Here is a 26,838-nt window from a genome sequence, read left to right as displayed (position 1 = left end):
CGCGCTCCTATTCTAAGCCATTTAGAAGCTTAGCACCTTTAACAACTTGTGAAGCCAGAACACCTGTTGTTACAGAACCAACACCACCTGGGACAGGAGTGATAGCACTTGCTTTAGGTTCAACTTCATCAAAGCGAACATCTCCAGTTGCCTTACCATCTTTGTAACCAAAGCCAACATCAATTACTGTTGCACCTTCTTTAATGTAGTCAGGGCCAACAAGTCCTAAAGCTCCGGTAGCTGAGACCACAATGTCAGCTAAAGTAGTGTGGATAGTGTTGTCTTTAGTATAGACATGTGTATTTGAAACAGTTGCATTACGGTTTGATAACATAACTGCTAATGGCTTACCAACAACTGGTGATGAACCAATAACACAAACTTCAGCACCCTCTAATTCATAGTCATAGTAATCAAGAATTTCGATACAAGCTTGTGCTGTAGAAGGAGCCATTGCAGTTGGATCATTGTTAATTAGCTTACCTAAGTTAACTGGGTTCAAGGCATCTACGTCTTTATATGGATTTAAGCGCTCAGCAATTTCTGCTCGCTCAATTCCTTCTGGGAATGGTTGCATAATGATAACGCCTGACACAGATTTATCTGCATTTAATTCATCGATAATTTTTAAGACATCTTCGGTGGTCTTAGCATCCAATTCAGTACGAGCTTCTGCTTCGATTCCACATTTTTCCATTACTTTCATAGCATTTTTTTCATAAGCCATGGAAGAAGGGTTTTCATCGACACGTAACACTACTAATTTAGGAACAATCCCTTTTTCTCTTAAAGCTTCTGCTTCTTGACGAGTACGCTCGCGAATTGCTTTCCCAACTTCTTTACCATCTAAAATCTTACCCATAAGATCCTCCCTTTTCTATTCAATACACTGTAAAAGTCGAACGAGCAAAAATTTACTCGCTCGACTATTAATTTTATCTTAGAATCAATTCTTTTTAGAACAATCCTTCAATGTTACCTTTTTCATCAACATCAATACGGTTAGCAGCTGGTTCTTTTGGTAAGCCAGGCATCTTCATAATGTCACCTGTCATAGCAACTAGGAAGCCTGCACCAGCAGAAACGGTTAAGTCACGGATAGTAACAGTAAATCCTTCTGGAGCTCCTAATAATTTAGGATCATCGGAGAATGAATATTGCGTTTTAGCCATACAAATTGGTAATTTACCATGTCCTTGCTCGGTGAATTGCTTAATTTTCTTCTTAGCTACTGAAGTAAACTCAACTTTTGCACCACCGTAGATTCTAGTTACTAATGTTTCAAGTTTTTCTTCGATAGAAGCTTCTACATCATAAGCAAACTTAAAGTTGCTTTCTTTTTCAGATGCTTCAACTACAGCCTTAGCTAGTTCAGTTGCACCTTCACCTCCATCAGAGAAGTGAGTTGAAAGAACAACTTTAACGCCTTCTTTTTCACATTCTTCACGTAATGCTTCAATTTCGGCATCTGTATCAGTTGGGAACGCATTGATAGCTACTACTGGGTTTAATCCGAACACATTCTTAATATTGTTAATGTGACGCATTAAGTTAGGCATACCTTTACGTAAAGCTTCTACATTTTCAGGTCCTAATTCTTTTTTATCAACTCCACCATGCATCTTCAATGCACGGATTGTTGCAACGATTACAACTGCTGAAGGAGCTATCCCTGCTTGACGACATTTGATGTCTAAGAATTTCTCAGCACCTAAGTCTGCACCGAAACCAGCTTCAGTAATTGTGTAATCTGCATAATTCATTGCTAGTTTCGTTGCAATAATTGAGTTGCATCCGTGAGCAATGTTTGCGAATGGTCCACCGTGCACAAAAGCTGGTGTCCCTTCTAAAGTTTGTACAATATTTGGCTTGATTGCATCTTTAAGTAATGCAGTTGCAGCTCCAGCACCATTAATATCTTTAACAGTAACTGGCTTATTATCTTTACGAGTGTAAGCAACGATCATATTACCTAATTTTTCTTTTAATTCTTGTAAATTATTAGATAGACAGAATGCTGCCATTACTTCAGAAGCTACAACGATGTCGTAACCATCTTCACGTGTTACTCCATCAACACGACGGCCTAATCCATTTACAATATTACGTAATTGACGGTCGTTCATATCGACAACACGACGCCATACAATTCGGTTTGTATCAATATCTAATGCGTTACCATGGTGGATGTGGTTATCTAATAAGGCAGCGATTAAGTTAGTTGCTGCTCCAATCGCGTGGAAGTCTCCAGTAAAGTGTAAGTTAATATCTTCCATTGGAACAACTTGTGCGTATCCACCACCAGCTGCTCCACCTTTAATACCAAATACTGGTCCTAATGAAGGCTCACGTAAAGCAACTGCTGTTTTCTTACCAATTTTAGACATTCCGTCTGCCAAGCCGATTGAAGTAGTTGTTTTACCTTCACCAGCAGGAGTTGGAGTAATCGCTGTAACAAGAATTAATTTTCCTAAGTCCTTGTTATCCATATCTAATTTAGTAAAATCGATTTTAGCTTTTGTTTTACCGTAAGGCTCTAATACATCATTAGAAATACCTAACTTTGCAGCCACATCTTCAATTGGTTGCAATTTAGCTTCCTGTGCGATTTGAATATCTGTCTTCATTAAAATCTTTTCCCCCTTTAGATAAATCACATAGTATCTCTATGCATCTTTCATCATACCATAAAACGTTAGGAAACTCTTACATTTTGCAGGCAGTTTTTAAAAAATTGCATTTTTAGCTTGCAATTCGGTTTTTTCACAAACATTTTTATGTAAGTAAGTACTAAATTTGTTTATATTATCAATAAAGAAAGTTAGTTGTGCTTTTCACAACCGCTATTGATATAGATGAAAGTTGTTATTAATATAGTGATAACCACTTGGTCAACTTAATCTTTTTTCACAAAATTTTCGTTATTTCTTAAATTGCACTTACCTTATACATTCTGGAGTTATGGTATCCTAGTAAAATTTTATGATAACCAGCTAATTTTTCATCAATTTCACGATTACCTGTATAAACTAAAAGCGGTTGACCTTTTAAGGTGTTTAATTTTCCTGGTGTTGCAACGATTATAATATCCTCTTTATCTAGCTTGGCAAGAACCTTGTCAGATAATTGATGATTGCCTCGGCCAAAGAGATATCCTTGACCACCCATCGGTGTAACAATCAATTTAGCTGGCTTGTCCCCAATGATATCCAAAATCTCTTGTTCATAGACATCTTTTTTTACAACTTTTTTATTTCGAATGATATCAACACCTAATAATGTTGGTTCCAGACCTAACTCTAACATTACCGGAGCAACTGTTGAACCAGAGCCAATAATGTAGAAGACATCTTCTTCCATTCTATCTATAATATCAAGCGCTATAGAAACTCTTGCTGCCTCATCCGATTGAGGAGTAGGTGATTTCAAATTTTGTAAATGACTTTCATCATAAGGAACACTTAGGTATCCATAGACTTTAGTAATTATTTCATCCCTACGGAATGCATCTTCTTCAATATCAATAACTTCCTCATCTTTTAGAGACAATTCCTTGTCTTTCAAATACCTCAAAGCTAACTTACCGGCATGTTCCGGTGTCACTGCATAAACAGGAGAATGAATCTTAACACCCGCTGGTATCCCAATCGTTGGAATAGCAAGTTGAGTAACTGAAGCAATATCACGTGCCGTTCCGTCGCCTCCTGCAAAAAGTATTAAATCCACCTCTCTCTCTTGAAATTTTTCAACTAAATGAATGGTATCCTTCGCCATACTGTCACCATCGATTTGATGAATCACTTCATAATTCAATTCGGTTTCTTTTACTAAATCTTCTCCCATTTTACCAGAAGCAACATATACAATTAATTCTTCTTTAAGAGGAGCTAATTCTTTGAGCGCTTTCAAGGCTTTTAAAGGGGCCTCAGGATTAGCTCCTCTCTTAATCGCCTCAGTTAATACATCTTTACCATCGGTACCTTTTAAACCAACTCGTCCTCCCATACCAGCAATGGGATTTACTACAATTCCTAATTTTTTCATTAATTCTCTCCTCTCAATAATCTTCTATTCTATTATAGGTCTTATAAATGTTCTTGTCATACCTAAGCTCTAGTTTACAATTTTTACTTTTCTTTCTATAATTTAAATTGTCTGATTTTACAAGTTCCTTGTAGGAGTGATTTTTTGCAAAAAAATTTGAAATTTTATATCAAATTGTTTAGAGTGACTTTTCTATTAAGTGCTTTTACCTTTGGTGGAGGTTATGTAATTGTAAGTCTTATGAAAAAGCAATTTGTTGATGACTATCATTGGTTTGAAGAAAATCAAATGCTCGATTTAATCGCAATCGCTCAATCTTCTCCAGGGGCAATCGCTATTAATGCCGCGGTGATTGTAGGTTATCAATTAGCAGGATGGCTCGGTGTTCTCACCACTGTTTTTGCCACTATTCTTCCTCCTTTTGCAATTATCTCTATCATTGCACATTTTTATCAGGTCTTTATTGAAAATCAATGGGTGGCTTGGATGTTAGAAGGAATGCAAGCGGGAGTAGCAGCGGTAATTGTTTCTGTTGTTTATACCATGATCAAAGATCTTGTTAAACAAAAAGAAAAGTATCTAATTCTCATTTTTATAAGCGCTCTCATTTTAGTTAGTTATTTTAACTTCCCGATTTCATGGTTAATTCTTATTTCTTTATGTGGTGGCTTTATTTATTCTTATTTGAAGAGGTGATTACTTGATTTATTGGGAACTATTTCTTACTTTTTTAAATATTGGCTTACTTTCTTTTGGTGGTGGCTATGCTGCTTTGCCTTTGATTGAAGACTTGGTTGTTCACCAAGAGCATTGGCTATCTTTAGAAGAATTTGGTCATCTAATTACAATCTCACAAATGACACCTGGTCCAATTGCTATTAATGCCTCTACTTTTATTGGTACTCAAATCGGTGGTGTCAGTGGTGCAATAGTTGCTACTATCGGCTGTACCTTACCATCGATAATTATCGTGACTTTTTTAGCCTATCTTTATCAGCGTTTTCAAAAACTAAGTTTAATGCAAGACACCCTTTTTATCCTTAGGCCTATAGTGATTGCCTTAATAGCTAGTTCGGGCTTATCAATTTTTGTGAATGCTATTTGGCAAAAAGAGACTGTTGTTTGGATGGACCCTAATTGGTTAATGTTGGTAATTTTTATTATAGCCATGCTATTACTTAATAAGTTTAAAGCTAACCCCATCGTGATTATGATTTCTGCAGGGATTGTTAATTTGATTTATCATGCATTTTAAAAAATCAGTTGTTACTCATTTGTCCTTTTTAGGGTTATATTAAACAGAAGGTAGGCAACTCTTTGTTTATTTAATAAAACTAAAACACCGTCCTTAACGCTGTTTAACAGTGTTAAGGACGGTGTTTTAGCTAACTTCGGTCACAAGCTCTTTGTCATTTAATCAGTTGATGAGTTATAAAACAGTTTATCAATCGTTTTCTTTTGTTCTTCTAACCACCTTTTTGCTTCATCAACCGCTTGATTTTCAGCCGCTTGTTTTACTTTCTCAATTTTTTTACGCCGGTCACGTTCTTCAATAAGGGCTAGGTACTCTTCAAGAGTAAGCCCATGTTCCATCATAAATTGCGCATTTAGTTGACCTACATAGCGATAATGCCAAGGTTCAAAATTAAAAGTAGTCATTTCTGTCTTATTTTGAGGGTATCTTAAAATAAACCCAAAATTGGCTGCATTTTCTACTAACCATTGGGCCGATGCCGTTTCGCTATAATTTTCAGTTAAGCCTCCTCCTATGCTGGTCCAATCTTGACCTAATATATCAATAGCGAGCCCAGTCATATGCTCTGTGGCATTTGCTGGTGCTGTATATAAATTGGTTAAATATCTCGCTTCTGATTCACTATAACCGACCGCCATTAAAGACTGTTTTCTAGAACTTTCTAACCCTGCTTGCTGATTTGTCGAACGGTATCCTGAAATAATTGTAAATAGATAACCATCCTCCAAACCTGCTTGTAACAGCTGACTAAGTTTTTCTTCAATGTTAGCAGCATATGGAATTCCTTCAATTGAAGTAACTAAATCAACTTCAATTTGATTGTTGATTGGGTTGCTTGGATTCACCAAAAGTAAATTGGGATCATTTAAATTTCCCTCAGCAGGAATTGAATCAATTAATTCATCAACACTAGCATTTGATTTTATCGCATCAATCTGACTCAATTCTGGTAAATTGTATTTAGCTAAAGCCTCCGCTTTGTCAAAAGGAAAAATAAGTAGAAGTAAAAATATTAAGAAAATTTTCTTAATACTCATTTTTATCACCTCATATTTGTTTTCAAAGGATCAAGTGTTCCAATAATAAACATTCTGATACGCAAACTACTTAAGGAAACTCTCAAACTATTTATCCTGTTCGATAAAGTGCTTGAGAGCCAGCTATTATTATAAGCGCCAAAAAGTATAGCCAGCTTCCTTAAAATAATCAGCATCCAGTATGCTTTTGACATCTATAAGAACTCTTTCTTTAGGTGATAATTTTGCATTAAACAATTTTTCGATGCTTGTATTATTTAGTTCTCGAAATTCCTGATGAGCTACTGCAAAGATAACAGCATCCGCATCCTGAACTTGATCGAACGCTGTTAAATCAACATCATATTCTGCTTTGGCATCACTTGATTCAGCCCAAGGATCTACTACAACAGGCTCAATATCGAAAGTCCTTAAATAATTGATAATATCGGCAACTTTTGAGTTGCGCGTATCTGGTGTATGCTCTTTAAAAGTTAGACCCAAAATAACTACTTTAGAGTCTGTTACTTTTTTACCCGCCTTAACCATGAGCTTAATCAACTTATCACCAATAAAATCTCCCATTTGATCATTTATTTGGCGACCAGAAAGAATAATCTGACTATGATAGCCCAAGTTTTCTGCCTCGTAAACAAAGTAGTAAGGATCTACACCAATACAGTGTCCTCCCACTAGTCCTGGTGTGAAACCTAAAGCATTCCATTTGGTATTCATGGCATCAATAACATCTTGCGAATCAATTTCCATTCGATCAAAAACGAGAGCTAACTCATTCATAAATGCAATGTTAATATCTCTTTGACTATTTTCAACAACTTTAGCGGCTTCAGCAACTTTAATACTTGGTGCACGATGAACACCCGCTTCAATTACTAGTTCATATACTTTAGCCATTGTATCTAAAGCATCAGCAGTTGTAGCAGAAACGATCTTTTTAATTTTTGGTAAAGTATGGACCTTATCTCCTGGATTAATTCTTTCAGGTGAATAACCTACCCAAAAATCAACACCATGCACTAATCCTGAACTTTCTTCAAGTTCTTCAATACACATTTCCTCAGTAACCCCAGGATAAACCGTTGACTCATAAGCAACTAAAGTCCCTTTAGACATGTTTTTACCTACGGTTCTTGTGGCTGAAATAACCGGATCTAAATTAGGTGTCTTATCTTGATTGATAGGCGTTGGAACCGCAACAATAATAAAGTTCGCTTCTTTTAGCCTACTTTGGTCGTAGGTGAAAGCTAAATTTGTATTCTTGACTGCTTCATCTCCAACCTCTAGAGTTGGATCGATACCCTGTAAATATTGCTCCACTTTATGAACATTGTTGTCATAGCCAATTGTTTCAATGTGCTTAGCAAATTCTATGGCAATCGGCATACCCACATACCCTAAACCTACAACTGCTAACTTTGTTTTACCTTCAATTAAATTTTGATATATATTCATTTTTGTCTCCTAACCTTATTTAGCTATCTTATATAATTGCTTGTTAAATTATAACCGCCTTTTAATTGCCTGAAAAACATAATGACTATAATAATATATGCACTGATATAGTGGTAATTTTTCTAAATGGCGATAAGTGTACCATGTTCGCTTAAGAGCTGAAAGCTTGTTGGAGGAAATAGAACCAGAAACTTGACGATAGTGATTAAGCACTTCATTTAAAGCATAAGCTTCAATTTTTCGTTCACGCATTAACATTAGCCAAGTTGCTGTGTCTTGTCCTTTCCGCACTAAAGGCATTCTAAAGTCTCCTATTTTTTCACGATCAATCATTACTGTAGAGCAAGCAATGGCTGTGTTTTTTAGAAGGCCATTATAATCTAAACGTTCTGGTAAATCTACTGTTTCTTTAAGGGTTTCTCCACTTTCATCTATTAAGGAAAAATTTGTATAAGTAAAAGATAGCGCCTTTTCTTGCATAAATGCTAATTGTTTCTCCAACTTACAATATTCCCAAACATCATCACTATCAATAAATGAAATATATCTACCTCTAGCCAATTCAAGCCCCTTGTTTCTTGCCACTGCGGCACCAGAGTTTTTTGATAAATTAACCAATTGAATACGGCTATCTTCTTGTGCAAATTCTTGAATTATTCTCACACTAATATCATTTGAGCAATCATCGACTAACAACCACTCCCAATTCTGATAACTCTGATTAAGCACGCTCTCGATGGTTTTTTTTAAGAATCTTTCTGCGTTATAAACAGGGGTTATTATCGACACCAATCCTGATTTTGAATTCATCTCACAATTCTCCTTAAATAATCTGAATTATCTTGATTCTTGCTTGATAAAGCTCTGCCAATTGGCGTTGGTCATTATACCACTTTTTATCGGTAATATTAGCGTCTAAGACGATAACAATTTCATTTGGTGAAAAGTTTGCATCAAGACTTGCTAAGTTAGTCGCTTGCACTCCGTAGGTGTTTCCTTCAGGAGAGATTAGTTCTTGAACATTCACTTCTTGATGCTTTTGTTGTCTAAGGATTACTCGCTGACTATCACTAGGAGTTCGAATTAATTTTTCTAAGACTTCTCGATTATCTTGACGGTTATAAATAAAATGCAGATCATTAATTCCCCAAGTATAATCAAAAGCATAGCCTATTTTATGTCTTCGATAATGTGCAATCATGCTCCAAGCTATCGATAAAATAGCGCCTAAAAAGAGACCCAATAAGCCATAGATAATACTTCCTTTAGCCTCTTTAGTTTGAAATGGGGTCAAAGTTTCCCTACTAGGAACTTCTTCGATCAAATCAATTGGAATCATTTCTCCAATTTCTGGTGACCGAATGATTGAGACAGTATTTTTCCCGAGGAAAGGTAGCTTTTGTTTTTCTAATAATTCAGCATATGCTTCGGCTATCTTTAAGTTTTCTTCAGCATTATTCCCCACCAAAAATCTTAAAGTAATAACATTTGAAGCGGCATCTCGAATTCCTGCAAGCCCACCTCGAAAAGTGTTGGTCTTATACATTTCAAGTTTTTTTTCTGCTTGAAGCCATTTTCCAAACTCGATACCAGTTTCTGCTTCAATTTGTTTAATAATAGTTGGTGTCGCAAAATAGTCATCAAAGACAGCCGCAGTTGAAAATAGACTGCCATCTTCCATTGTAACAATCACTTGGAATGAAGCTGGGTCTTGTTGATAGGCATGGGCTAGATAATTATATGATTCAATTTTATCACTATTTATTAAGCGGTTGACGACATACCTTCCTCCTACAACTAATAATGAGATAATAACTGATCCAAACATAATTCTTCTAAAATTATTTTTAATAAAGCGGTATAACTCGTGAAAAACTGTAGCTAAGCTCATATTCCTAAACTCCTTTTACTTTTAAAATCCTGCGTTTGTTCTTTTGTATCGATTATTTTTACCCAACTTATAATTAAAGCAAAAAATACCCAGTGCCATTCAATCAACATATTATTTGCACTAGTAATACTTGCTAGAATAAAAATAATTAAAAAACTATAGAATACAAAAGAAATATTGCTTTGTAAAACAGAGGTCTTTCTCCCCACTCTAGCAACAAACTCCAACCGTCTTATCATTCCAATGTATGCCCATAAATAAAGTAACAGTGAAAGAATGCCGTTAGAAACTAAAATTTCAAGCCACCAATTATGCATATTGGTTATTTCATTAGTTGGCCAGATAGGTCTTACTTTAGCCCAATGCTCGATATTCCCCGATCCTACCCCTAAGCCAAAAGTTTGGGTCAAATAAAGTAAACCATTTCGCCAGATATTCATTCGCTTAGTATCACCAGATAAGCCTGCTTGTGGACCACCTAGAAAAATCACTTCAAAAACTTTTTCACGTATAGGTGGAATTAACATCATAAAAATAATAAAGGCGGTCATTATATAAAGTCTTTTCCCTTGGAAAAGATCCAACTTGAAGTTGCGAACTAGTTGTAAGCCGATAAAAAGAATTAAACATATTAAGGACATTCTTGAGCTGGTTTGGTAGATTAAAAATGTTGTTAATGCAAACATTAATAGTAAGAACATCCTTTGCCAATATCTTTGACTGTAATAGTATAGAACCATACAGAGGGTGACATACGCTAAAAGTAAAGTAGCATAGTCATTTTGATTGGCAAAAAAGGTGATTGGAATCCGAGTCCAGGGTTGGGAATCAAAAGTTCCATATTTATCCAATTTGGTCATATCTGCAAATACATAGATATTACCGATAATTTCGATATAGCCCCAAAATACTAAGGCAGTCATCATCCCCCACATGGCTTGAGCCAGACGAAACCACTGTCTTTTAGTACCCACCCAAAAATAAATAGCCACAATTGATGCCATGCCAACCGTCATTAAAAATGAAACTTGCAGCCAATCTTTAAAATTTTCAGCCCAAAGACCTGTTGTTAAAGCAATTAACCACCAAGCTAAAAAACAAAAAAGCATACGTGTTGAAGCAGAGGGTAACACCAATAAAAGCTTTCGATCTTTTTGTAAAATTTGCCAAGCAAGAATCAGAACAGAAAAAAGAGCAAGAATTCGGTAAAGGGTAATTTGAGCAATTGGCGTTTCAACGGCTAAAATTTGCGAACCTAAAAAAACACTCGTAACTAAAAGTAAACAATATAGAAACATGGGCCACTCCTTTCTTACTCTTTCTTTTCGAACAATTAATTAAAATCCCATTTCTCAGGATTACGCCAGATTTGATAACCATCTTGGATGGTCGAAAACTGAATAATGAGACAGACCAAAGCTAAGCCAAATGTTACAGACAAACGATAAGCATAATCACTAGTGTTAACGAAGGCAGCAATAAACATTAAACAAATGGACATGAGATGTTTACTTTGTTTGAAATAAAAGCCTGTCCGACTTGAAAAATAAGTTCTAGCTAGATAAAACATGATGTAGGCTCCGGATGACGCGGTGGCTGCTCCTAAAGCTCCCCATCTTGGAGTGAGCCAGAGATTAATAAAAAAACTAGGAATCAAAGCCAATAAAGAAACCAATGTATTAAAATAGGTCTTGCGTGAAAAAACAATTCCCAGTGTCGTTGTTTCAGAAAGTGTATACATAATATGAGGAAAACAGAGCAAGCCAAGAATATACTGAACAGAACGATAGTCCTCGCCTAAAATCATCATAATCAAGGGGCGAAATACAAGAATCCCAAAAAAGATACCCGTTAAAACAAAAAGAACAGCGTCTGAAATAAATTTATAATGCTTCATTGACTTGCCTTCATCATGCCATCGATAGGCAGTAGGAACCCAAAAGGTTGCAAATGCTGTCTTTAAAATACCAATCATATTGACAATCGCGATGCCTGCAGCATAAAACCCTAATTCTTTTTTGGTAGAAAAAGACCGAAGCATTAAGCTATCAATTGTATTGAGCACCGAATTAAGAGACATTGCAATCATAAGCGGAAAACCAAAAGATAATAATTTTTTTATGAGGTCATAGTCAACAACAAAATCATTCCACGATAACAAATCTCTATAACGTAAGAAAAGAAAACTATCCCCTATAAGTTGACCAAAAATCATTCCAAAAACCACTACACGAAAATCGCGAATGCCCAAAGCAATTATAGACAAGGAAACTGCAAAAATTAAACTCTTTAATAAAATGGTAAAGCCAGAATATTCTTTTGCTTTTTCTTGCATACGAATAGAAATGAGTACGAAGCGTTCAATGATCATTGAAATAAGTAAAATTGTACTCCAAATCACAATATAGCCTGCGTTAGGATCACTAAACAACCAATTCGCAATGGTCTGATTAAAAACAAGCATAACAAATGATAGAAGGATTCCCATCCCGATCGGGATAATAATTGCTTGTTGAAAAAGGTGTTTTTTAGATGCAGCTTGATGAAATTCACGAGAAAAAGCCTGATCGAGACCAATATAAAGAAAATTAGGAATGTTTAAGATTAAGTTTCGATACAATCCTGAAACCCCATATTGGTCTGCTACTAACAACTGAGTCAAAATGCGGATTTGAATCAGTGAAATTAATGCACCAATAATCGGTCCTAAGGAAAACCCTGTTAATCTTTTCATAAAATGTTTCATATATTACCTCGAATCTATCCGAAAATGGCTCACTTGATGATCTAACACCTGGCGATACAGCTTGGCTGCAGCTTCATTAGTAAGGGACTTAGCTTGTATACTTCTAAATCGTTCTTCATCAGTGGGAATTTTAGTTGAACTTTGATGATAAAATTCAATCAGCCTTTGATACCATTCTTTAGGTTCACAATTTAAAGATAAAAATTGAATCAACCCCAAGCCCAAGTCTACTTCTTGACTTATTTGATCGCTGGCAAGCACGGGAATGCCTACCGCTTGAGCTTCAATGGCTACCGTGCCAAAACCTTCAGAAAAAGAGGGCATAATTAATAAATCGATACCGGCTAATAAATTAGCAACCGGACTAATTCTGCCAGCAAAGAAAACTTGGGCATCAATTTCTTTTTTTTCTACCTCTTTTTCTAAAAAATCCCGATCTTCCCCCTCACCAGCAATCACTAAACGCAAGGGATGATACTGCTTTTTACTATAAGCTATGACTTCTAAGGTCAAAGGATGATTTTTAATTGCCGTTAAACGCCCCACTTGTCCAATTATTAGGCTTTGTTTACTTTTCTTAGTGAATTTGCTTAGCCAATATTTACGACTTGTTCGCTTCTTTTCAAAATCGATAAAGAAATCATTGGGTTCTATGCTATTTGGAATAACCACAGAGGATTCTCCAACTTTCAAAGCAAACAATTCTTCTATTGAAAGTTGAGAACATCCAATCGGTAAACGAGACAATCTTCTATTGACTTGCGCATCAAAAACTTGCATCAATTTATTTTTTAAAGCTGTATTTTTGTCATAACGGTAATGCCCATGAATATAGAAATCAAAGGGCGTATCCTTTTGGAATTGATGGGCTAAATAATAATAAATGACTGAACGGTAACCTGCAATATGACTATAAACTACTTGGTAGGCATTCTCTTGAAAAGCTTTAGCAAAACTATTCTTAAAGGATTGCCAAGAAGTTTTTTTGGGGTTATTCAGAAAATAAATCTGACCACCCGTCTCTTCAATCGTCTGTTTAAAATAGTCAGGAACTTGACTGTAGGTAGCTACATCAAAAACCATCTCTTGATTGCTAGCTTCTTTAGCTAAATTGTGAATAAATGTAGAAATGCCTCCTCCAAAAGATGACATTAGATGTAGGATTCTAATTTTTTGCAAAAGCTTCCTCCTTATACGACTTTCTACTGATTAAAATTTAGGGATTCTAGTAATCTTTCTCTTTCACTTCTTGTTTGTGTGCTAGATAGGTCAAATGTTTCAGTTTTTTGACCCTTTTGAAGATTATAGTAGAGAGTAAATTTTAAAAAATGGTTAAAACCAATGTTACTTTTTACCAGGTAATCCGTTTGATTTAATTCTTTGGCTAGTTTTAAAAAGTGATGATAATCCATTAAATTGTCAGCCATAATTTGACTTGTCTTTTGTTCTTGCCGATCATCATTGTTAATATTTTTGAATAATACTCCATTAGAGTTCTTTTTAGCAACTTCTTCTAACCTATCAAGATCTAAGACAATTAAAAAATCAATGGGCAAATTATATGATTGAGTCAATTGTTCAACTAAAGCTAACTCTCCTTGCTTTAAACCATATTCTCTGATTGTTTTTGACATTTTAGTATCTGATATAAATAAATCTAATTGTGGATCGATGTTGACTTGGACTATCTTTTCTTGATTAAAATCCCATAAATAATAAGTTAATTCTTTAATTCTTTTCTCCCCAATTCGGCCTGCTTGACTGTAATCATAGCTCAAAACTAAGAGCTCGATGCCATCTTTTGCTAAGTCTTCAAAAGACCTATCTTTTTTTTCTAGTAATTCTTGTCCAATAGTATAGTATTGCCATTCAGAAGGATTATGGACAAAGGTGCCTTGGAAAGAATTTTTCAAATCATCCAGATAGCCAAAAAAGAGAAAAGTAGAAAAAACTAAAAGAATCATTACAAGAAAAAAGACCAAAAGTCTTTTTGAAAAAAAAGGACGTTTGTCTGATTTCTGTTCTGGAAACATATGCTTCCTCCGTTCAATTTATCATTAAAATCCTTCAGGATTTTTTTTCTGCCAATTCCATGAATCTAAACACATGGCATATAAGTTTTTTTGAGCCCTCCAATTCAACTCTTGATTAGCCCTTTCAGGATTGGCATAGGCAATCGCGATATCCCCTGGCCGACGATCCACGATTTGATAAGGTATTTGGACTTGATTGGCTTTTTCAAATGCCCTAATTAAATCTAGGACAGAATAACCTTGACCGGTCCCCAGATTAAATATTGCGACACCTTTATTTTTTAGATTGTGGCTAATCGCTTTTTGATGACCTTGTGCAAGATCTACTACATGAATATAATCACGCACACCTGTTCCATCGTGTGTTGGATAATCATTACCAAACACTTGCAATTCACGGCGCTTACCGATTGCTACTTGAGTAATATATGGCATTAAATTATTAGGAATTCCCTGAGGATCTTCACCAATCAAGCCAGAATGATGTGCTCCAATAGGATTAAAATAACGTAATAAAGTCACCGACCACTCAGAATCAGAATACGATAAGTCTTGCAATATTTTTTCTAAGACTAATTTTGTATAACCATAAGGATTACTAGCCTCACCCGTCGGCATTGATTCATCAAATGGCGCTTTATGTGCCTCACCATAAACAGTTGCTGAAGATGAGAAAATAATATTTTTGACTTGGTTTTCCTGCATGACTTCGAGCAAGGTAATTGTACCACTAAGATTATTATGATAATACTTTAAAGGTTTTTCAACAGATTCACCAACAGCCTTATAGCCAGCAAAATGAATGACTAAATCAACAGGATGATTTTTAAAAATTTGAGCCATTGCCTGTTTATCTTCAATGTTAGTTTGATAAAAAGTAACGTTTTTACCAGTAATTGTATGAATACGATTTAAAACCTCTGGTTTTGAATTTGAAAAATTATCGACAACGATTACTTCTTGATCATTGTTTAATAGTTCAATAACTGTATGACTGCCGATATATCCAGTTCCTCCTGTAACTAAGATTGACATATATAGCCTCCATCCTTAGCTTATTTATATTCTGATTAATTATAGCATAACAAATCTAGCTAGATTCATTCTTCATAATTTCTTCCAAAATTTACTCCTACTTCTTAACCTAATAGGAATTGAGGTCCACAATTGCTATGAAGTTTGATATAATAACACAAGGTTTAAAACAACTTAACCTTAAGGGGGAATATAATGGCAGAGGCATTAATCATTTTTGCAAGTCTTACTGGAAATACCGAAGAAATGGCTGATATTATTGCTGAGCGTCTTGAAGCTCACGGTATCACTACTGATGTGGTTGAAGTCATGCAAGCAGATGCAGAAGACTTTTTAGAATATGATGCTGTATTAATCGGTTCTTATACTTACGGAGTCGATGGAGTACTACCAGACGAAATGCTAGATTTTTACGATGATTTGGGTGAATTAGATCTATCAGATAAAGTCTTTGGTGTTTTTGGTTCAGGCGATACTTACTATGAAGTCTTTTGTGGTGCTGTCGATCACTTTGAAAAACAATTTTTAAAAGTAGGCGCTCAAGCTGGTGGCCCATCATGTAAAATTAACTTAAATGCCGAAGGTGAGGATATTGAACGTCTTCAAGCTTTAGCTGATGGTATTGCTGAAAAATTAAATCAATAAGGAAAGAGGTATACTATGACTTTAAAAAATTTTGATCAACTTCTTGAAAAATATGCAAACTTAATCGTCAATAAAGGAATTGCAGTTAGTAAAGAAGATTATATTTTAATTTTCGCTGACCTTGATCAAGCCCCATTAGTTCGCTTAGTGACTGAAGCTGCTTACAAAGCAGGTGCTAAGTTTGTTAAAGTAAATTGGGCAGACGATACATTAACTCGTCTTCATTTTACCCATCAATCTGAAGAAACACTGACCGATATTCCGCAATTTATAATTGATGAAGGCAATTACTTTGTAGAAAAAAGAGCTAAACGTATCTCACTACGTTCAAGTGATCCAAATGTTCTTAAAGGAATTGATCCTGCAAAAATAAACGCAGCAAACCGTGCTTCTTCTCAAGCTATGAAAGATGTACGTATTGCGACACAATCAAATCTTGTTTCATGGTTAGTTGTTGCAGGTGCAGGTAAAGAGTGGGCTGCTCTTGTTTTCCCTGAACTAAAAACTTCTGAAGAACAAGTAGACGCTTTATGGGATCAAATTTTTAAAACAACACGTATTTATGAAGAAGACCCAATTAAAGCTTGGGATGAACATGAAGAACGTCTTAGCGAAAAAGCACGCTTCCTTAATGAACAACAATTCGATCAGTTGCATTATACAGGACCTGGAACTGATTTCACTGTCGGCTTACCTAAAAACCATGTCTGGGAAAGTGCCGGATCACTTAATGAAAAAGGCGAAGTCTTTATTGCTAACATGCCTACAGAAGAAGTCTTTACAGCTCCAGATTCAAGACGTGCAGAGGGCTATATTTCTTCTTCTAAACCATTAGCTTATGGTGGAACTATAATTGATGAAATGAAATTCACTTTCAAAGACGGTAAAGTTACCGAAGTATCAGCCAAAGAAGGTGAAGAAACCTTACGTCAACTGGTAGAAGAAAATGAGGGTTCTGATTCCTTAGGTGAAGTAGCGCTTGTTCCGCATCAATCACCAATTTCTCAATCAGGCATTATCTTCTTTAATACTCTATTTGACGAAAATGCTTCTAACCACATCGCATTAGGACAAGCCTACGCTACTTCTGTAAAAAATGGTGCTAAAATGAGCCAAAAAGAGCTAGAGGAAGTGGGACTTAATCGCTCGAATGTTCACGTGGACTTTATGGTAGGAAATGCGGAAATGAATGTTGATGGAATCTCAGTAGATGGTACTGTTACCCCGATCTTCCGTAAAGGTGAATGGGCATTTTAATCACTTTAGAAGGAGGTGTTAAGGATGGTAACCCCTTCAAACTTTAACACAAATTTTGAAGAAGAAATAACCAAACACATTGAAGAAATAGATCGACGGGTAGACCGAACCGGTTGGCCGCTTCTAATCATCGGCATCATTATTTTCTTCTTACTTGTTTATCTGTCTGTAAAAGCTTTCTCTATTCCAACAACGAAAGAATATGAAGGCAGTCAAGCTGCCATGAATCAAAAAGTTGAAGATTTAGAAAATCGACTTTCTTCATTAGAAGCCCTAATCGAAGAAGGGCAAGAGTAGATAATATGGATATTTTACATATTAATTCCTATTTCTCAACTTCTGGTTTATTTAAACAAGTCTATGATCGTCAAGTAAAGCAGGGACATAAATTAAAAGTTTATGTCCCCATTTCGCATCAATTCCCTCAAGAAAGAGTAGCAGCTAGTGGAGATTACTTAAATCTATCTAGAAATCACGATCAATGGATGCGCTGGTTTTTTCCACTTAAACACCATAAGATTTGGCAAGATTTAAAAGAATCATACAGTTTAGATAGCTTTGATCTTACTCATGCACACTCACTCTTTTCAAATGGTTGGTTAGCTAGACAAGTTTATCTTAAATATCATGTCCCCTATATTGTTGCTGTACGCAATGCGGACCTACATACTTTTTTTGAAAAAATGCCATGGATGCGAAATGTGGGCTTAGATATTATGCGCGATGCCAAGCAGATTATCTTTATTTCACAAAATACTTACCAACAGGTTTTTAATCGCTTTATACCCACTAAAGAATTGGATAATCTTAAAGGTAAAAGCCAGGTCATTGCTAACGGCATTGATGATTATTGGCATAACAATCGCTTCAATGAAAAGAAATTTATTTGTCATCAGCCACTGCGTATTGTAACCGCTGGTAAAGTATCTTCTGGTAAACGTTTTGTTGAATTAGCTAAAATGATCGAACACTTTTCAAAAAAATACCAAGCAGCGGAGTTACATATTGCTGGTCCCAATTGGGATGCTAAAATTCTCAAGCAATTGCAAGCAATGGATCATATTACCTACCACGGCGCTTTAAACAAAGCTGAAATGGTCAGTTTATATCGTTCAATGGATCTTTTCGCCCTACTATCTTTCCCTGAAACCTTTGGATTAGTCTATCCAGAAGCAATGAGTCAAGGTTTGCCAGTAATCTATACTCAAAACGAAGGATTCGATTCATTTTTTAAAAATTACCATGTAGGCGTTTCTGTAGATCGATTTGATCAAACAGCTTTCGATCAAGCAATTCTTTATATTTTAAACCATTATGAACGTTTGTCTCAAGATGCTTTAGAAGCAATCAACCCCTTCAAATGGGATGAAATAATTAGCCGCTATGAAAAACTCTATCAATCAGTTATTTCCTAAAGGCTTCAATCATAAAAACAAGGGGCTGGAACAAAAGGGCTGCTCAGCCCTGCCTCAAAATTTACAGCGAGCCCAGATTGGAAAGTAACTTTCCAATCTGGGCTCGCTACTTTGCGTATTGACGTAGATTATTGGCCATAAATATTCGCTCGACATCGGTCTTAGAAAAGCTATTGCGACCGTTGATGTGCTTGACAAGTGGTGTGTTTTTCTTTACGAGGAATAAAATCCTAGGCAGTTTTTCGGTGATACTTTTTGAGACGACGGCCTGAAAAATTGCCTTTAGAACAAGCAAATAACAATACTTTAAGTAAGACACGAGGATGATAAACAGGTCGCCCATCGGCAAGTTCAAGTGGGCGAATATTTGCTTCTGGAATCTGTTCGAATTGCTCCTCGTAGAGCTCGCTTAGTATTGGATCTTATCAAAGGCAAGCAAGTTTAATTCATAATACACTGTTGCTACATAGAAAGCCCCTCCTAAATAGTTTTGTGTTTCCTACTATTATAGTAGGAAACGCTTTCTATGTTTATATTGTTAAAGAAAAAGTCCGATTAACGATTGTACCGTTTACCAAACTTTCTTTAATTATTCAGGGCTTTTGTTCCAACCCCTTGTTTTTATTTTTAAACAATTAAATTATATTTCATTTTCCTGTTGAGTCAATAAAATAGGTCCGTCTGGTCCAATAGCTAATGAATGCTCGTACTGGGCACAGTATCCTCCGTCTCGGGTTCTGGCCGTCCAACCGTTGGCATCCATCTTCATTTTCCAATCTCCTGTGGTTACCATTGGTTCAATGGTAATTGTCATACCTTCTTTTAATCGAAGTCCCTTGCCTTTTATACCATAGTGAGGAACAGCTGGTTCTTCATGGATAGTAGGACCAATACCGTGACCAATAAAGTCGCGAACTACACCAAAGCCCTCTTTTTCCACATATGTTTGAATAGCATGTCCAATATCCCCTATACGATTCCCAGGTCTAGCTTGTTCAATCCCGCGATATAATGCTTCCTTGGTAACCTCCATTAATCGCTTATGCTCTGGACTAATTTTACCTACCGCATAACACCAACAAGAATCAGAGATAGCTCCATTAAAATCTACACAGAAGTCTACCTTTATTATATCACCAGCTTTTAAGCTACGATTAGATGGGAAACCGTGACATATCTCGTCATTAACACTGGTGCAAGTAGCAAATTTATAACCTTCGTAGCCAATTTGGGCAGCGACAGCTCCAGCTGCTTCAATTTTATTTTGAACAAATTGATCGATTTGTTTAGTAGTTAGCCCCGCTTTTATAAAATCCCGTAATGCTACATGAATATCAGAAAGGATTTTTCCTGATTCTTTCATGGCTTGAATTTCTCTTTCAGATTTAAGTGTGATCATTAATAGCCTTCTTTCTAATTTCATTATCGAATCTATTATAACGAATTACAGCTCTTTTTCCAGCCATTCGATTTCAATCCGAGCCGCTTCTTGCTGATTAGTAGCATTATAAATAGTTTGATAAGTTATTATTTTTTTAGCATCAGTTTGAGTCTCTAATTTGACATTAGCCTCTGTAAGAATTTTAACTTGATGCTCTCTAAGCAACTCTCGACCATACTTAATCGCTAAGTTTTTTATGTCATAATTATTTTGTAACCAAGAAGGAAGACTACCAATGGACCAATTTATATAAACAAGATTATTGACATGATGATTAAAATCAATATCTTGATTTGTTATAGCTTGGTCTTTTTCTTTCCAAAGAGTTATATCGTCAGGAAAATTAAGCTTTATTTTCTTAACCTCTTGTTGGTGGTCAATAAGTTGTAATTCTTCTAACTTTTTATGAGCAATACGGCCCATTTTCCTAGTTTTTAAATTAATCACCGCGAATTGCATCTGACATTCTAACAAAAGATGATCTTTAGACCTTATCTCGAACCACCGCTCTAATAAAAATCGGTTGGCCTGAATAATCTTAGTCTGAACTTCAATCGTATCACCATATTGAGGCAGTTGATTGATCATGCAGATGTTTTGCGTAATTACCCAACTTTCATCCTGCCCCAAAATAGAGTCAGTTTGATCAAATTGATTAACTTGATCATGCCTTGTGGAAGTTTCCAGAACAGCTTCTAATAGTTTAGTAAAATTATTACTTTTATTTTCTGGATCGATAAACCAATCAGTATTTATTTTAAATGTTTGAGTATAAGACGTCAGTTTTTCCACCATGTCATTTCCTCCCAAATAAGAATATCAGTAAATAAAGAAAAAAGGCAGGTTCAATGAACCCGCCTAAGTGTTAAGCTAATCAACTTATCTTGTTTTCTTTAAGACAAAGGATACTACTGCAATCAGAATAATCGCTCCAATTAATGATGGGAAAATAGCAATGCCAGATACTACAGGGCCAAAATTAGAGAAGAATTGACCACCTATCCATGAACCGATGATACCAGCAATGATATTTCCAATAACTCCCCCAGGAATATCTTTACCTAGAACCATACCTGCTAACCATCCAATGATTCCTCCAACAATTAAAGTCATAATAAGTCCCATAATTATACCTTCTTTCTTTCATTTCTATATAAATTATATAACAAATTACTACATTTTGCGAATCCTTTGTTTTGTCCTTACCCTATTAAGCGTTTGATGAGCTGCTCTTTTATTGATTTACTAATTTACTAAGATGTGAGAGTTTTTGAGAACTAAGATGAATTGTTTCTTCATAATAATTTAACAGCATGCTGGTGGCGTTTTTCCATGAATATTTTTCAGCTTCTCGACGGGCTCTTAACCCCATTTTCTTAAGCTTTAAAGGATTATCTAAAATCTTTAAAGCTTCCATTAATGACTTTATATTCCCTGATTGATAAATCATTCCTGTTTGGTTGGGAGTAATTTGTTCTAGGGTAGGACCATTTTCAGCAGCGATTACCGGAACTCCTGAAGCCATCGATTCTGAAATAACTAAGCCAAAAGTTTCTGAAACAGATGGGAATATAAAGGCGTCTCCTGTTGCATATGCCTTAGACAAGTCTTCTCCAGTTAAAAAGCCAGTGAAGGTCGTTTTTGTGCCTGTAAATAATTCTTCTAAATGTTGGCGCTCTGGACCATCCCCAACAATTGCTAAACAGATATCCTCTCGGTAAGAAAGGATTGGTAATAAATGATCTAAATCTTTTTCAGCAGCAAGTCGTCCAACATAGACTAGTAGTTTTTGATTATCTAATCCAAAAGTCCATTTGTTATATAAATTCTGATCAAAAAACTTAGGATGCCTCTTTTTAAAGTCAATACCACGCGGCATAACTCCTTCAGCAGCTATCCCCTGTTGGATTAATTCTACTTTTAAACTTTCTGAAACAGTAACATTTAAATCAGCGTCATTATGCCAAAAGCGAATATAATCCCATAGAATTGGTTTCAAGAGCGGTAAATTATAGGAATCAAGATAATCAGGCAAGTGTGTATGGTAGGAAGCTAATAAAGGAATTCCCAATTGCTTAGCATATTTAACAGCAGAAGTTACCATGAAAAATGGATTGACTGCATGAATAATATCAGGTTTAAAATTTTGAATAATTGTTTTCATTTTGCGAGAAGGTAAACCCCAAGGACGTGATTTGTATAAAGGAAAGTTAAAAGAATCCATCGGTATCACTTCTACACCCTTATACTCAGTAATTCCTAAATCAGGTGATACGACAATTATTTCATGACCCAAGTCCTTCATAGCAATTGTCATATGAGCAAGGCGTGTACAGATACCATCTGTAGCAGGTACAAATGTTTCTGTTGCTATTAAAATTCTCATTTCACTTCTCCTTTTACCTTAATGTCCTATCTTAATAATTATTATAACTCAATGATAAAAAGATACTGTAAATTTATTGTAAAATTTAGGTAAAGCTTTTATTTTTCCCTTTTGCGCGGTTTCCCAATGTTTTTAGTATTACGCTTACGATTTTTCTTTTTAGCTTTGACTGCTGTTTTTGGTTTTTTTGGATGTGATTTACTCTTAGTTATTCGTTTACTAGACCGTTTTATTTCTTCCTCCTCAGGCCATTCATTTAATAATTTACGATCATAAAGCACTCTTTCTTCTAAGTGAATACTACTGTCATCAAGCATATTTTTTAGGTCTATAGCTTCTTGTTGATTGACCAGTGAAATAGCACATCCCTCATTCCCCATGCGTCCAGTTCTTCCTGAACGATGATAATAAGTCCGCACATCTCGTGCTGGATGATAATGAATAACATAAGGTATTCCTTCTATATCAAGTCCTCTAGAAGCTAAATCCGTCGTTAATAAATAGATTGTTTTTTGCTGTCTAAACTGTTCTAAGGCCATTTGTCTTTCTCGATTGGTTAATTGACTATGAAGTACAGATATGGATAAATTTTCAAAAATCATTTTTGCAGCAGCTCTTTCTAACTCACTAATTTGATCAAAAAAGACAATCGCTTGCATGCTTTCAATTTGAGCCAAACGTTTTAACATATTTGTTTTTTGTCGATTGTTAACTTCTAGGTACAAATGTTCAGTTTGCATATTGGCTGAATGCATTGAAATTTCTAAACGATCATATTCATAATTTTTTGCTTGTAAATAATCAAGAAAATCTTTACTTTTAGTAGCTGAAAAATAATAGCGTTTAATATCTCTCATGAGGCGTTTCTCAATCATTTCAATGTCTGCTATTTGCTGCTCACCTTTTGAAAAAAGATAGTCTGCTTCATCATAGACAATCCATTTAACCGTGTGAACCTTCAGTTTAGATGTTTGCTTTAGTAACTCATTAAAACGTCCAGGAGTTGCCACAATAAGCTCCGGTTTATTTTTTAATTTTTTAATTTGTCTTTTGACATTAGCACCGCCAACAATACTCATAGAAGTCATTCCAAGTAATCGGCTCCATTCATCCACCACTAAAAAAATCTGCTGAGCTAATTCTTGAGTAGGGGCAAATATGATGGCTTGTAGATGTTGGTTTACTTCAATCTTTTCTAGGATAGGAAGCAAATAGGCCAGTGTTTTTCCCGTACCAGTTGGCGAAATAGCTACAACCGGCTCTTCATTTTTAAGGTAGGGATAGACTTGTTTTTGAATAGGTGTTGCCTCGGAAAAATGTTTTTCTTGCCAGTGTTTTTTTAATTGTGTATTTGATAATTCCTTCATACAATCTCCTTCTTCATGAAAGAACGGCTAAAAGTCATTGACTTCTAACCGTTCAAGGGTCTTATAATAGTTTAGCTGACTGACGTAATAACTCAAGAACTTGAACCACTTGCAAGGATAATTGTCTCCAGTTCTCATACAATATTTCTTGATGAATTGTTTTTTCTTCATGGATCATATCTGAAAAGCTTAATAACTCATCAAACATTGGATTAGCTGGTAAATAATCTATGATTTGGGCCTTCTTACCCTCTGTGTTAACTAAACTCACCTTGGTTAAGCGTGAGATATCATTAATGATAAAAGTTTCTTGGCCAATATAAATTTCACTCGGCATCAAAGAATGAACAGTCTTGGACAAAAAGATTGAAACTTGTGTTTGAGCATACTTTAAAATGACTGTACCAAACAAATCAACTTGTCGTCCATCATCTATCGCATGATAGTAAACAGATTCAGGAAGACCAAATAAGTCGAGCGCTATGTATAAAGGATAGACACCTAAATCCATCAAGGAACCACCATGAAAATCAGCATTAAAAACATTCGGAACTTGCCAACCCTTTTCTTTGGATTCTAAGTAAGTTTCATAGCGAGAAGAGTATTGTCCCATATTAAAGTTAGCACCATATAAAGGACTGTCCAACTCTTTCATTTTATGTTTAATTAAAGGCTTCAAACGACTATAATTTCGACTATGATAGTGCATTGCCGCTTCAAATACATAAACTCCGACTTCGTCAGCGAGTGAATAGAGCTCATGCCATTGAGCCGAGGAGGTTACCATAGGTTTTTCAATAATTACATGCTTTTTTGCTTTTACAGCTTGGATAGCCTGCTGAAAATGAAAGGAGTTAGGACTAGCGATATAAATCACTTCGATTTTAGGATCATAGAGAATATTATTTAATTCATTGGTAAAATAATCGGCATCATGTTTTTGTGCAAGCTGTTTAGCCGAGTCAAGATAACGTGAATAAACCGCTGTGAGATGGTAACGCTGTGTTAACCGAGCCGCATTCATCATTTGCTCAGTAATCCATGAGCTACCGATCGTCGCATAGTTCAACATGACAAACGCTCCTTTAGGATCACCATTATTTTCTTAAAGTTTCTTCATCGACTTGGTCGAGGTAGGCCTCTATACTTGCTAAAGTATCCGCAAGATTGCCAGGTTCAAATGGTGACTTCAAGTTCCCTGTTGCAATAATTTCTGTGAAAGTCTGAGTTCCCCCAACCTTACAAATATTCAAATAATCTTCCCAAGCTTTTGGATCATGATCTACTTGGCTACGTTTCCAGAATTGGAAAGCACATACTTGAGCCAAAGTATAATCAATATAATAGAAAGGCATAGTGAAGATGTGCAATTGTTTGAACCACCAGCCTCCATTTTCATAGAACTCATTGCCTTGGTAATCAATCCAAGGGTTGTAAATTTTTTCTAATTTTCTCCAAGTTTGACGACGTTCTTCTGGTGTCATGTTTGGATTTTCATATACTTCATGTTGGAAGTGGTCCACACAAACACCATAAGGAATAAATTGAACAGCTCCAGCTAAATGTTGATACTTAAACTTCTCAATGCTATCACCAAAGAAGTTTTTCATCCATGGCCAAGTTAAAAATTCCATTGACATTGAATGAATCTCACAAGACTCTAAAGTTGGCCATACAGCTTCAGGGGTTTGAATCCATCTTGAATTATAAACTTGGAAGGCATGGCCTGCCTCGTGAGTCAATACTTCAACGTCGTGTGATGTACCATTAAAGTTGGCAAAAATATAAGGCGTCTTGTAATTTGGTAGATACGTACAATAACCACCTGTATCTTTACCTGGTTTAGACTCTAAATCTAAAACATCGTATTCAATTAATAAGTCAATGAACTCACCTGTTTCTGGTGATAATTCATGGTACATTTCAACACCTTTAGCAACAATCTCTTCTGGACTTCCTTCAGGTTTGGCATTGCCTGTAGGGAAAGTTAGACCTAAGTCATAAAAGGCTAGCTTATCCAAACCTAGACGTTCACGCTGACGTTCAAATAGTTTCTCAGCTAAAGGTACGACATGTTTTTGCACTTCTTTGCGATAGACTTCAACGTCCTTACGGTCATAGTCTAAACGTGCCATACGCGCATAACCCACTTCAACAAAATCTTTAAAACCTAGCTTTGTTGCAATTTCGTGACGCGTTTTAACTAATTGATCATAAATACGATCAAACTCATCTTGGCGTTCTAAATACCAATCAGTAATTAACTCAGAAGTTTCTTTACGTACTTTTCGATCAGCATCTTGAGTAAAGGCGCCAATACTTGATAAGTTATAAATTTCACCTTTATACTCAATTTCAGCAGAAGCTTTTAACTTACCATACTCTGATACCAAACGATTTTCCTTTTGTAATAGCGGTATAATTTCTGGAGAAAAGATTTTCAAATGATTTTCTGCTAACTTAAAGAAAGTGTGAGGTAGTTCTTCTTCTAATTCTTTACGATAAGGTGAGCCAAGTGTAGCTCGATAATAGTCACTTTCCCACTCACTAATAAGGGGTGAGTTTTCATCCCAGAAATCCGTTTCATCTGAATAGAATTGATCACGGGTATCCACTGAATGACGAATTGAAGTTAATGTTGAATTCGTTTCAATATCTCTTTGAATGTCTTGAATGGCCTTAACCGCTGCAAGTGCATCCTCAGCCGACTCAGCTTTTTTGATTCCCTCAATTTGCTGTTGGAATGACTGTTTTAAAAGAGACATATCTGGTCTTTTATATTCGAATTCATTGAATTTCATGCTTCCACATCCTTTTTTATTTATTATTTTTAT

Annotated in this window: 25 protein-coding genes; 6 read left to right on the top strand and 19 right to left on the bottom strand. The window is 35.6% G+C overall.

Annotation, left to right across the window (positions count from 1 at the left end; translation table 11 throughout):
• Positions 1-7: 7 nt before the first annotated feature.
• From ACQV2Q_RS06905 to ACQV2Q_RS06895, 3 genes are all read right to left on the bottom strand, one after another.
• Positions 8-862: a bifunctional 5,10-methylenetetrahydrofolate dehydrogenase/5,10-methenyltetrahydrofolate cyclohydrolase gene (locus ACQV2Q_RS06905; protein WP_428873595.1), complete on the bottom strand. Its 855-nt coding sequence runs from the start codon at positions 860-862 to the stop codon at positions 8-10.
• Between the two features lie 94 nt (positions 863-956).
• Complete coding sequence (locus ACQV2Q_RS06900; protein ID WP_428873594.1) at positions 957-2,627, bottom strand: formate--tetrahydrofolate ligase; 1,671 nt, start codon at positions 2,625-2,627, stop codon at positions 957-959.
• 301 nt (positions 2,628-2,928) lie between these two features.
• Entirely contained in the window at positions 2,929-4,044 is a 1,116-nt protein-coding gene (locus tag ACQV2Q_RS06895) for an ATP-NAD kinase family protein (protein WP_428873593.1), read from the bottom strand.
• Positions 4,045-4,188: 144 nt separating this feature from the next.
• Between ACQV2Q_RS06895 and ACQV2Q_RS06890 the strand changes: the two genes are divergently transcribed.
• Together ACQV2Q_RS06890 and ACQV2Q_RS06885 are read left to right on the top strand one after the other, a co-directional pair.
• Entirely contained in the window at positions 4,189-4,740 is a 552-nt protein-coding gene (locus ACQV2Q_RS06890) for a chromate transporter (protein WP_428873592.1), read from the top strand.
• A gap of 4 nt (positions 4,741-4,744) precedes the next feature.
• The gene (locus ACQV2Q_RS06885) at positions 4,745-5,299 is read left to right on the top strand and encodes a chromate transporter (protein WP_428873591.1); all 555 of its coding nucleotides are present in this window, start codon (positions 4,745-4,747) and stop codon (positions 5,297-5,299) included.
• A 158-nt stretch (positions 5,300-5,457) separates the two neighbouring features.
• Here the strand turns inward: ACQV2Q_RS06885 and ACQV2Q_RS06880 are convergent, their stop codons facing one another.
• From ACQV2Q_RS06880 to galE, 9 genes are all read right to left on the bottom strand, one after another.
• Positions 5,458-6,336 (bottom strand): M15 family metallopeptidase, encoded by an 879-nt coding sequence (locus tag ACQV2Q_RS06880; RefSeq protein ID WP_428882363.1) that lies wholly within the window; start codon positions 6,334-6,336, stop codon positions 5,458-5,460.
• 129 nt (positions 6,337-6,465) lie between these two features.
• A complete protein-coding gene (locus ACQV2Q_RS06875) occupies positions 6,466-7,788 on the bottom strand; it encodes a nucleotide sugar dehydrogenase (RefSeq protein WP_428873589.1) in 1,323 nt (440 codons plus the stop codon).
• 48 nt (positions 7,789-7,836) lie between these two features.
• Positions 7,837-8,598 (bottom strand): glycosyltransferase family 2 protein, encoded by a 762-nt coding sequence (locus ACQV2Q_RS06870; RefSeq protein WP_428874867.1) that lies wholly within the window; start codon positions 8,596-8,598, stop codon positions 7,837-7,839.
• 13 nt (positions 8,599-8,611) lie between these two features.
• Positions 8,612-9,679, bottom strand: coding sequence for a hypothetical protein (locus ACQV2Q_RS06865; protein WP_428873587.1), 1,068 nt, complete (start codon positions 9,677-9,679; stop codon positions 8,612-8,614).
• On the bottom strand, positions 9,676-10,977 hold the full coding sequence (locus tag ACQV2Q_RS06860; RefSeq protein ID WP_428873586.1) for an O-antigen ligase family protein: 1,302 nt from the start codon (positions 10,975-10,977) through the stop codon (positions 9,676-9,678). The genes ACQV2Q_RS06865 and ACQV2Q_RS06860 overlap by 4 nt, the downstream gene beginning before the upstream one ends.
• A gap of 35 nt (positions 10,978-11,012) precedes the next feature.
• Positions 11,013-12,425, bottom strand: coding sequence for a lipopolysaccharide biosynthesis protein (locus tag ACQV2Q_RS06855; RefSeq protein WP_428874868.1), 1,413 nt, complete (start codon positions 12,423-12,425; stop codon positions 11,013-11,015).
• A 3-nt stretch (positions 12,426-12,428) separates the two neighbouring features.
• Complete coding sequence (locus tag ACQV2Q_RS06850) at positions 12,429-13,604, bottom strand: glycosyltransferase (protein WP_428882361.1); 1,176 nt, start codon at positions 13,602-13,604, stop codon at positions 12,429-12,431.
• Between the two features lie 23 nt (positions 13,605-13,627).
• Positions 13,628-14,458, bottom strand: coding sequence for a hypothetical protein (locus ACQV2Q_RS06845; RefSeq protein ID WP_428876295.1), 831 nt, complete (start codon positions 14,456-14,458; stop codon positions 13,628-13,630).
• Between the two features lie 24 nt (positions 14,459-14,482).
• On the bottom strand, positions 14,483-15,493 hold the full coding sequence (gene galE / locus ACQV2Q_RS06840; protein WP_428882359.1) for a UDP-glucose 4-epimerase GalE: 1,011 nt from the start codon (positions 15,491-15,493) through the stop codon (positions 14,483-14,485).
• 195 nt (positions 15,494-15,688) lie between these two features.
• Between galE and ACQV2Q_RS06835 the strand changes: the two genes are divergently transcribed.
• From ACQV2Q_RS06835 to ACQV2Q_RS06820, 4 genes are read left to right on the top strand one after another with little or no spacing between them, the layout of a single operon-like run.
• Entirely contained in the window at positions 15,689-16,138 is a 450-nt protein-coding gene (locus ACQV2Q_RS06835; RefSeq protein WP_428873581.1) for a flavodoxin, read from the top strand.
• A gap of 15 nt (positions 16,139-16,153) precedes the next feature.
• A complete protein-coding gene (locus ACQV2Q_RS06830; protein ID WP_428873580.1) occupies positions 16,154-17,395 on the top strand; it encodes an aminopeptidase in 1,242 nt (413 codons plus the stop codon).
• 24 nt (positions 17,396-17,419) lie between these two features.
• Positions 17,420-17,692 carry a hypothetical protein gene (locus ACQV2Q_RS06825; RefSeq protein ID WP_428873579.1) on the top strand — a complete coding sequence of 91 codons (273 nt, stop codon included), beginning with the start codon at positions 17,420-17,422 and terminating at the stop codon, positions 17,690-17,692.
• A 5-nt stretch (positions 17,693-17,697) separates the two neighbouring features.
• Positions 17,698-18,810: a glycosyltransferase family 4 protein gene (locus tag ACQV2Q_RS06820; protein WP_428882357.1), complete on the top strand. Its 1,113-nt coding sequence runs from the start codon at positions 17,698-17,700 to the stop codon at positions 18,808-18,810.
• 640 nt (positions 18,811-19,450) lie between these two features.
• Here ACQV2Q_RS06820 and map read toward each other — a convergent pair.
• From map to ACQV2Q_RS06785, 7 genes are all read right to left on the bottom strand, one after another.
• Entirely contained in the window at positions 19,451-20,209 is a 759-nt protein-coding gene (gene map, locus ACQV2Q_RS06815) for a type I methionyl aminopeptidase (RefSeq protein ID WP_428873577.1), read from the bottom strand.
• 45 nt (positions 20,210-20,254) lie between these two features.
• Positions 20,255-21,046: an acyl-ACP thioesterase domain-containing protein gene (locus tag ACQV2Q_RS06810; RefSeq protein WP_428873576.1), complete on the bottom strand. Its 792-nt coding sequence runs from the start codon at positions 21,044-21,046 to the stop codon at positions 20,255-20,257.
• Positions 21,047-21,130: 84 nt separating this feature from the next.
• Positions 21,131-21,376, bottom strand: a complete 246-nt coding sequence (locus tag ACQV2Q_RS06805) for a GlsB/YeaQ/YmgE family stress response membrane protein (protein ID WP_428873575.1) — start codon at positions 21,374-21,376, stop codon at positions 21,131-21,133.
• A 109-nt stretch (positions 21,377-21,485) separates the two neighbouring features.
• A complete protein-coding gene (locus tag ACQV2Q_RS06800) occupies positions 21,486-22,637 on the bottom strand; it encodes a glycosyltransferase family 4 protein (RefSeq protein ID WP_428882355.1) in 1,152 nt (383 codons plus the stop codon).
• 98 nt (positions 22,638-22,735) lie between these two features.
• Entirely contained in the window at positions 22,736-24,004 is a 1,269-nt protein-coding gene (locus ACQV2Q_RS06795) for a DEAD/DEAH box helicase (RefSeq protein WP_428882353.1), read from the bottom strand.
• A 61-nt stretch (positions 24,005-24,065) separates the two neighbouring features.
• On the bottom strand, positions 24,066-25,076 hold the full coding sequence (locus ACQV2Q_RS06790; RefSeq protein WP_428882351.1) for a Gfo/Idh/MocA family protein: 1,011 nt from the start codon (positions 25,074-25,076) through the stop codon (positions 24,066-24,068).
• 25 nt (positions 25,077-25,101) lie between these two features.
• The gene (locus tag ACQV2Q_RS06785; protein WP_428873571.1) at positions 25,102-26,805 is read right to left on the bottom strand and encodes a M3 family oligoendopeptidase; all 1,704 of its coding nucleotides are present in this window, start codon (positions 26,803-26,805) and stop codon (positions 25,102-25,104) included.
• Between the last annotated feature and the right edge of the window lie 33 nt (positions 26,806-26,838).

Source organism: Facklamia sp. P12950, assembly GCF_050409465.1.
In the GTDB taxonomy this organism is placed as follows: domain Bacteria; phylum Bacillota; class Bacilli; order Lactobacillales; family Aerococcaceae; genus Facklamia.
The sequence above is the reverse complement of the archived record's forward strand: the minus strand, read 5'-3'. Positions and strand labels throughout refer to the sequence as shown.

Excerpts from the sequence above, each read along its gene's own strand:
- ACQV2Q_RS06905 (WP_428873595.1), bottom strand. The coding sequence starts at position 862 with ATGGGTAAGATTTTAGATGGTAAAGAAGTTGGGAAAGCAATTCGCGAG.
- ACQV2Q_RS06900 (WP_428873594.1), bottom strand. The coding sequence starts at position 2,627 with ATGAAGACAGATATTCAAATCGCACAGGAAGCTAAATTGCAACCAATT.
- ACQV2Q_RS06895 (WP_428873593.1), bottom strand. The coding sequence starts at position 4,044 with ATGAAAAAATTAGGAATTGTAGTAAATCCCATTGCTGGTATGGGAGGA.
- ACQV2Q_RS06880 (WP_428882363.1), bottom strand. The coding sequence starts at position 6,336 with ATGAGTATTAAGAAAATTTTCTTAATATTTTTACTTCTACTTATTTTT.
- ACQV2Q_RS06875 (WP_428873589.1), bottom strand. The coding sequence starts at position 7,788 with ATGAATATATATCAAAATTTAATTGAAGGTAAAACAAAGTTAGCAGTT.
- ACQV2Q_RS06870 (WP_428874867.1), bottom strand. The coding sequence starts at position 8,598 with ATGAATTCAAAATCAGGATTGGTGTCGATAATAACCCCTGTTTATAAC.
- ACQV2Q_RS06865 (WP_428873587.1), bottom strand. The coding sequence starts at position 9,679 with ATGAGCTTAGCTACAGTTTTTCACGAGTTATACCGCTTTATTAAAAAT.
- ACQV2Q_RS06860 (WP_428873586.1), bottom strand. The coding sequence starts at position 10,977 with ATGTTTCTATATTGTTTACTTTTAGTTACGAGTGTTTTTTTAGGTTCG.
- ACQV2Q_RS06855 (WP_428874868.1), bottom strand. The coding sequence starts at position 12,425 with ATGAAACATTTTATGAAAAGATTAACAGGGTTTTCCTTAGGACCGATT.
- ACQV2Q_RS06845 (WP_428876295.1), bottom strand. The coding sequence starts at position 14,458 with ATGTTTCCAGAACAGAAATCAGACAAACGTCCTTTTTTTTCAAAAAGA.
- galE (WP_428882359.1), bottom strand. The coding sequence starts at position 15,493 with ATGTCAATCTTAGTTACAGGAGGAACTGGATATATCGGCAGTCATACA.
- ACQV2Q_RS06835 (WP_428873581.1), top strand. The coding sequence starts at position 15,689 with ATGGCAGAGGCATTAATCATTTTTGCAAGTCTTACTGGAAATACCGAA.
- ACQV2Q_RS06830 (WP_428873580.1), top strand. The coding sequence starts at position 16,154 with ATGACTTTAAAAAATTTTGATCAACTTCTTGAAAAATATGCAAACTTA.
- ACQV2Q_RS06825 (WP_428873579.1), top strand. The coding sequence starts at position 17,420 with ATGGTAACCCCTTCAAACTTTAACACAAATTTTGAAGAAGAAATAACC.
- ACQV2Q_RS06820 (WP_428882357.1), top strand. The coding sequence starts at position 17,698 with ATGGATATTTTACATATTAATTCCTATTTCTCAACTTCTGGTTTATTT.
- map (WP_428873577.1), bottom strand. The coding sequence starts at position 20,209 with ATGATCACACTTAAATCTGAAAGAGAAATTCAAGCCATGAAAGAATCA.
- ACQV2Q_RS06810 (WP_428873576.1), bottom strand. The coding sequence starts at position 21,046 with ATGGTGGAAAAACTGACGTCTTATACTCAAACATTTAAAATAAATACT.
- ACQV2Q_RS06805 (WP_428873575.1), bottom strand. The coding sequence starts at position 21,376 with ATGGGACTTATTATGACTTTAATTGTTGGAGGAATCATTGGATGGTTA.
- ACQV2Q_RS06800 (WP_428882355.1), bottom strand. The coding sequence starts at position 22,637 with ATGAGAATTTTAATAGCAACAGAAACATTTGTACCTGCTACAGATGGT.
- ACQV2Q_RS06795 (WP_428882353.1), bottom strand. The coding sequence starts at position 24,004 with ATGAAGGAATTATCAAATACACAATTAAAAAAACACTGGCAAGAAAAA.
- ACQV2Q_RS06790 (WP_428882351.1), bottom strand. The coding sequence starts at position 25,076 with ATGTTGAACTATGCGACGATCGGTAGCTCATGGATTACTGAGCAAATG.
- ACQV2Q_RS06785 (WP_428873571.1), bottom strand. The coding sequence starts at position 26,805 with ATGAAATTCAATGAATTCGAATATAAAAGACCAGATATGTCTCTTTTA.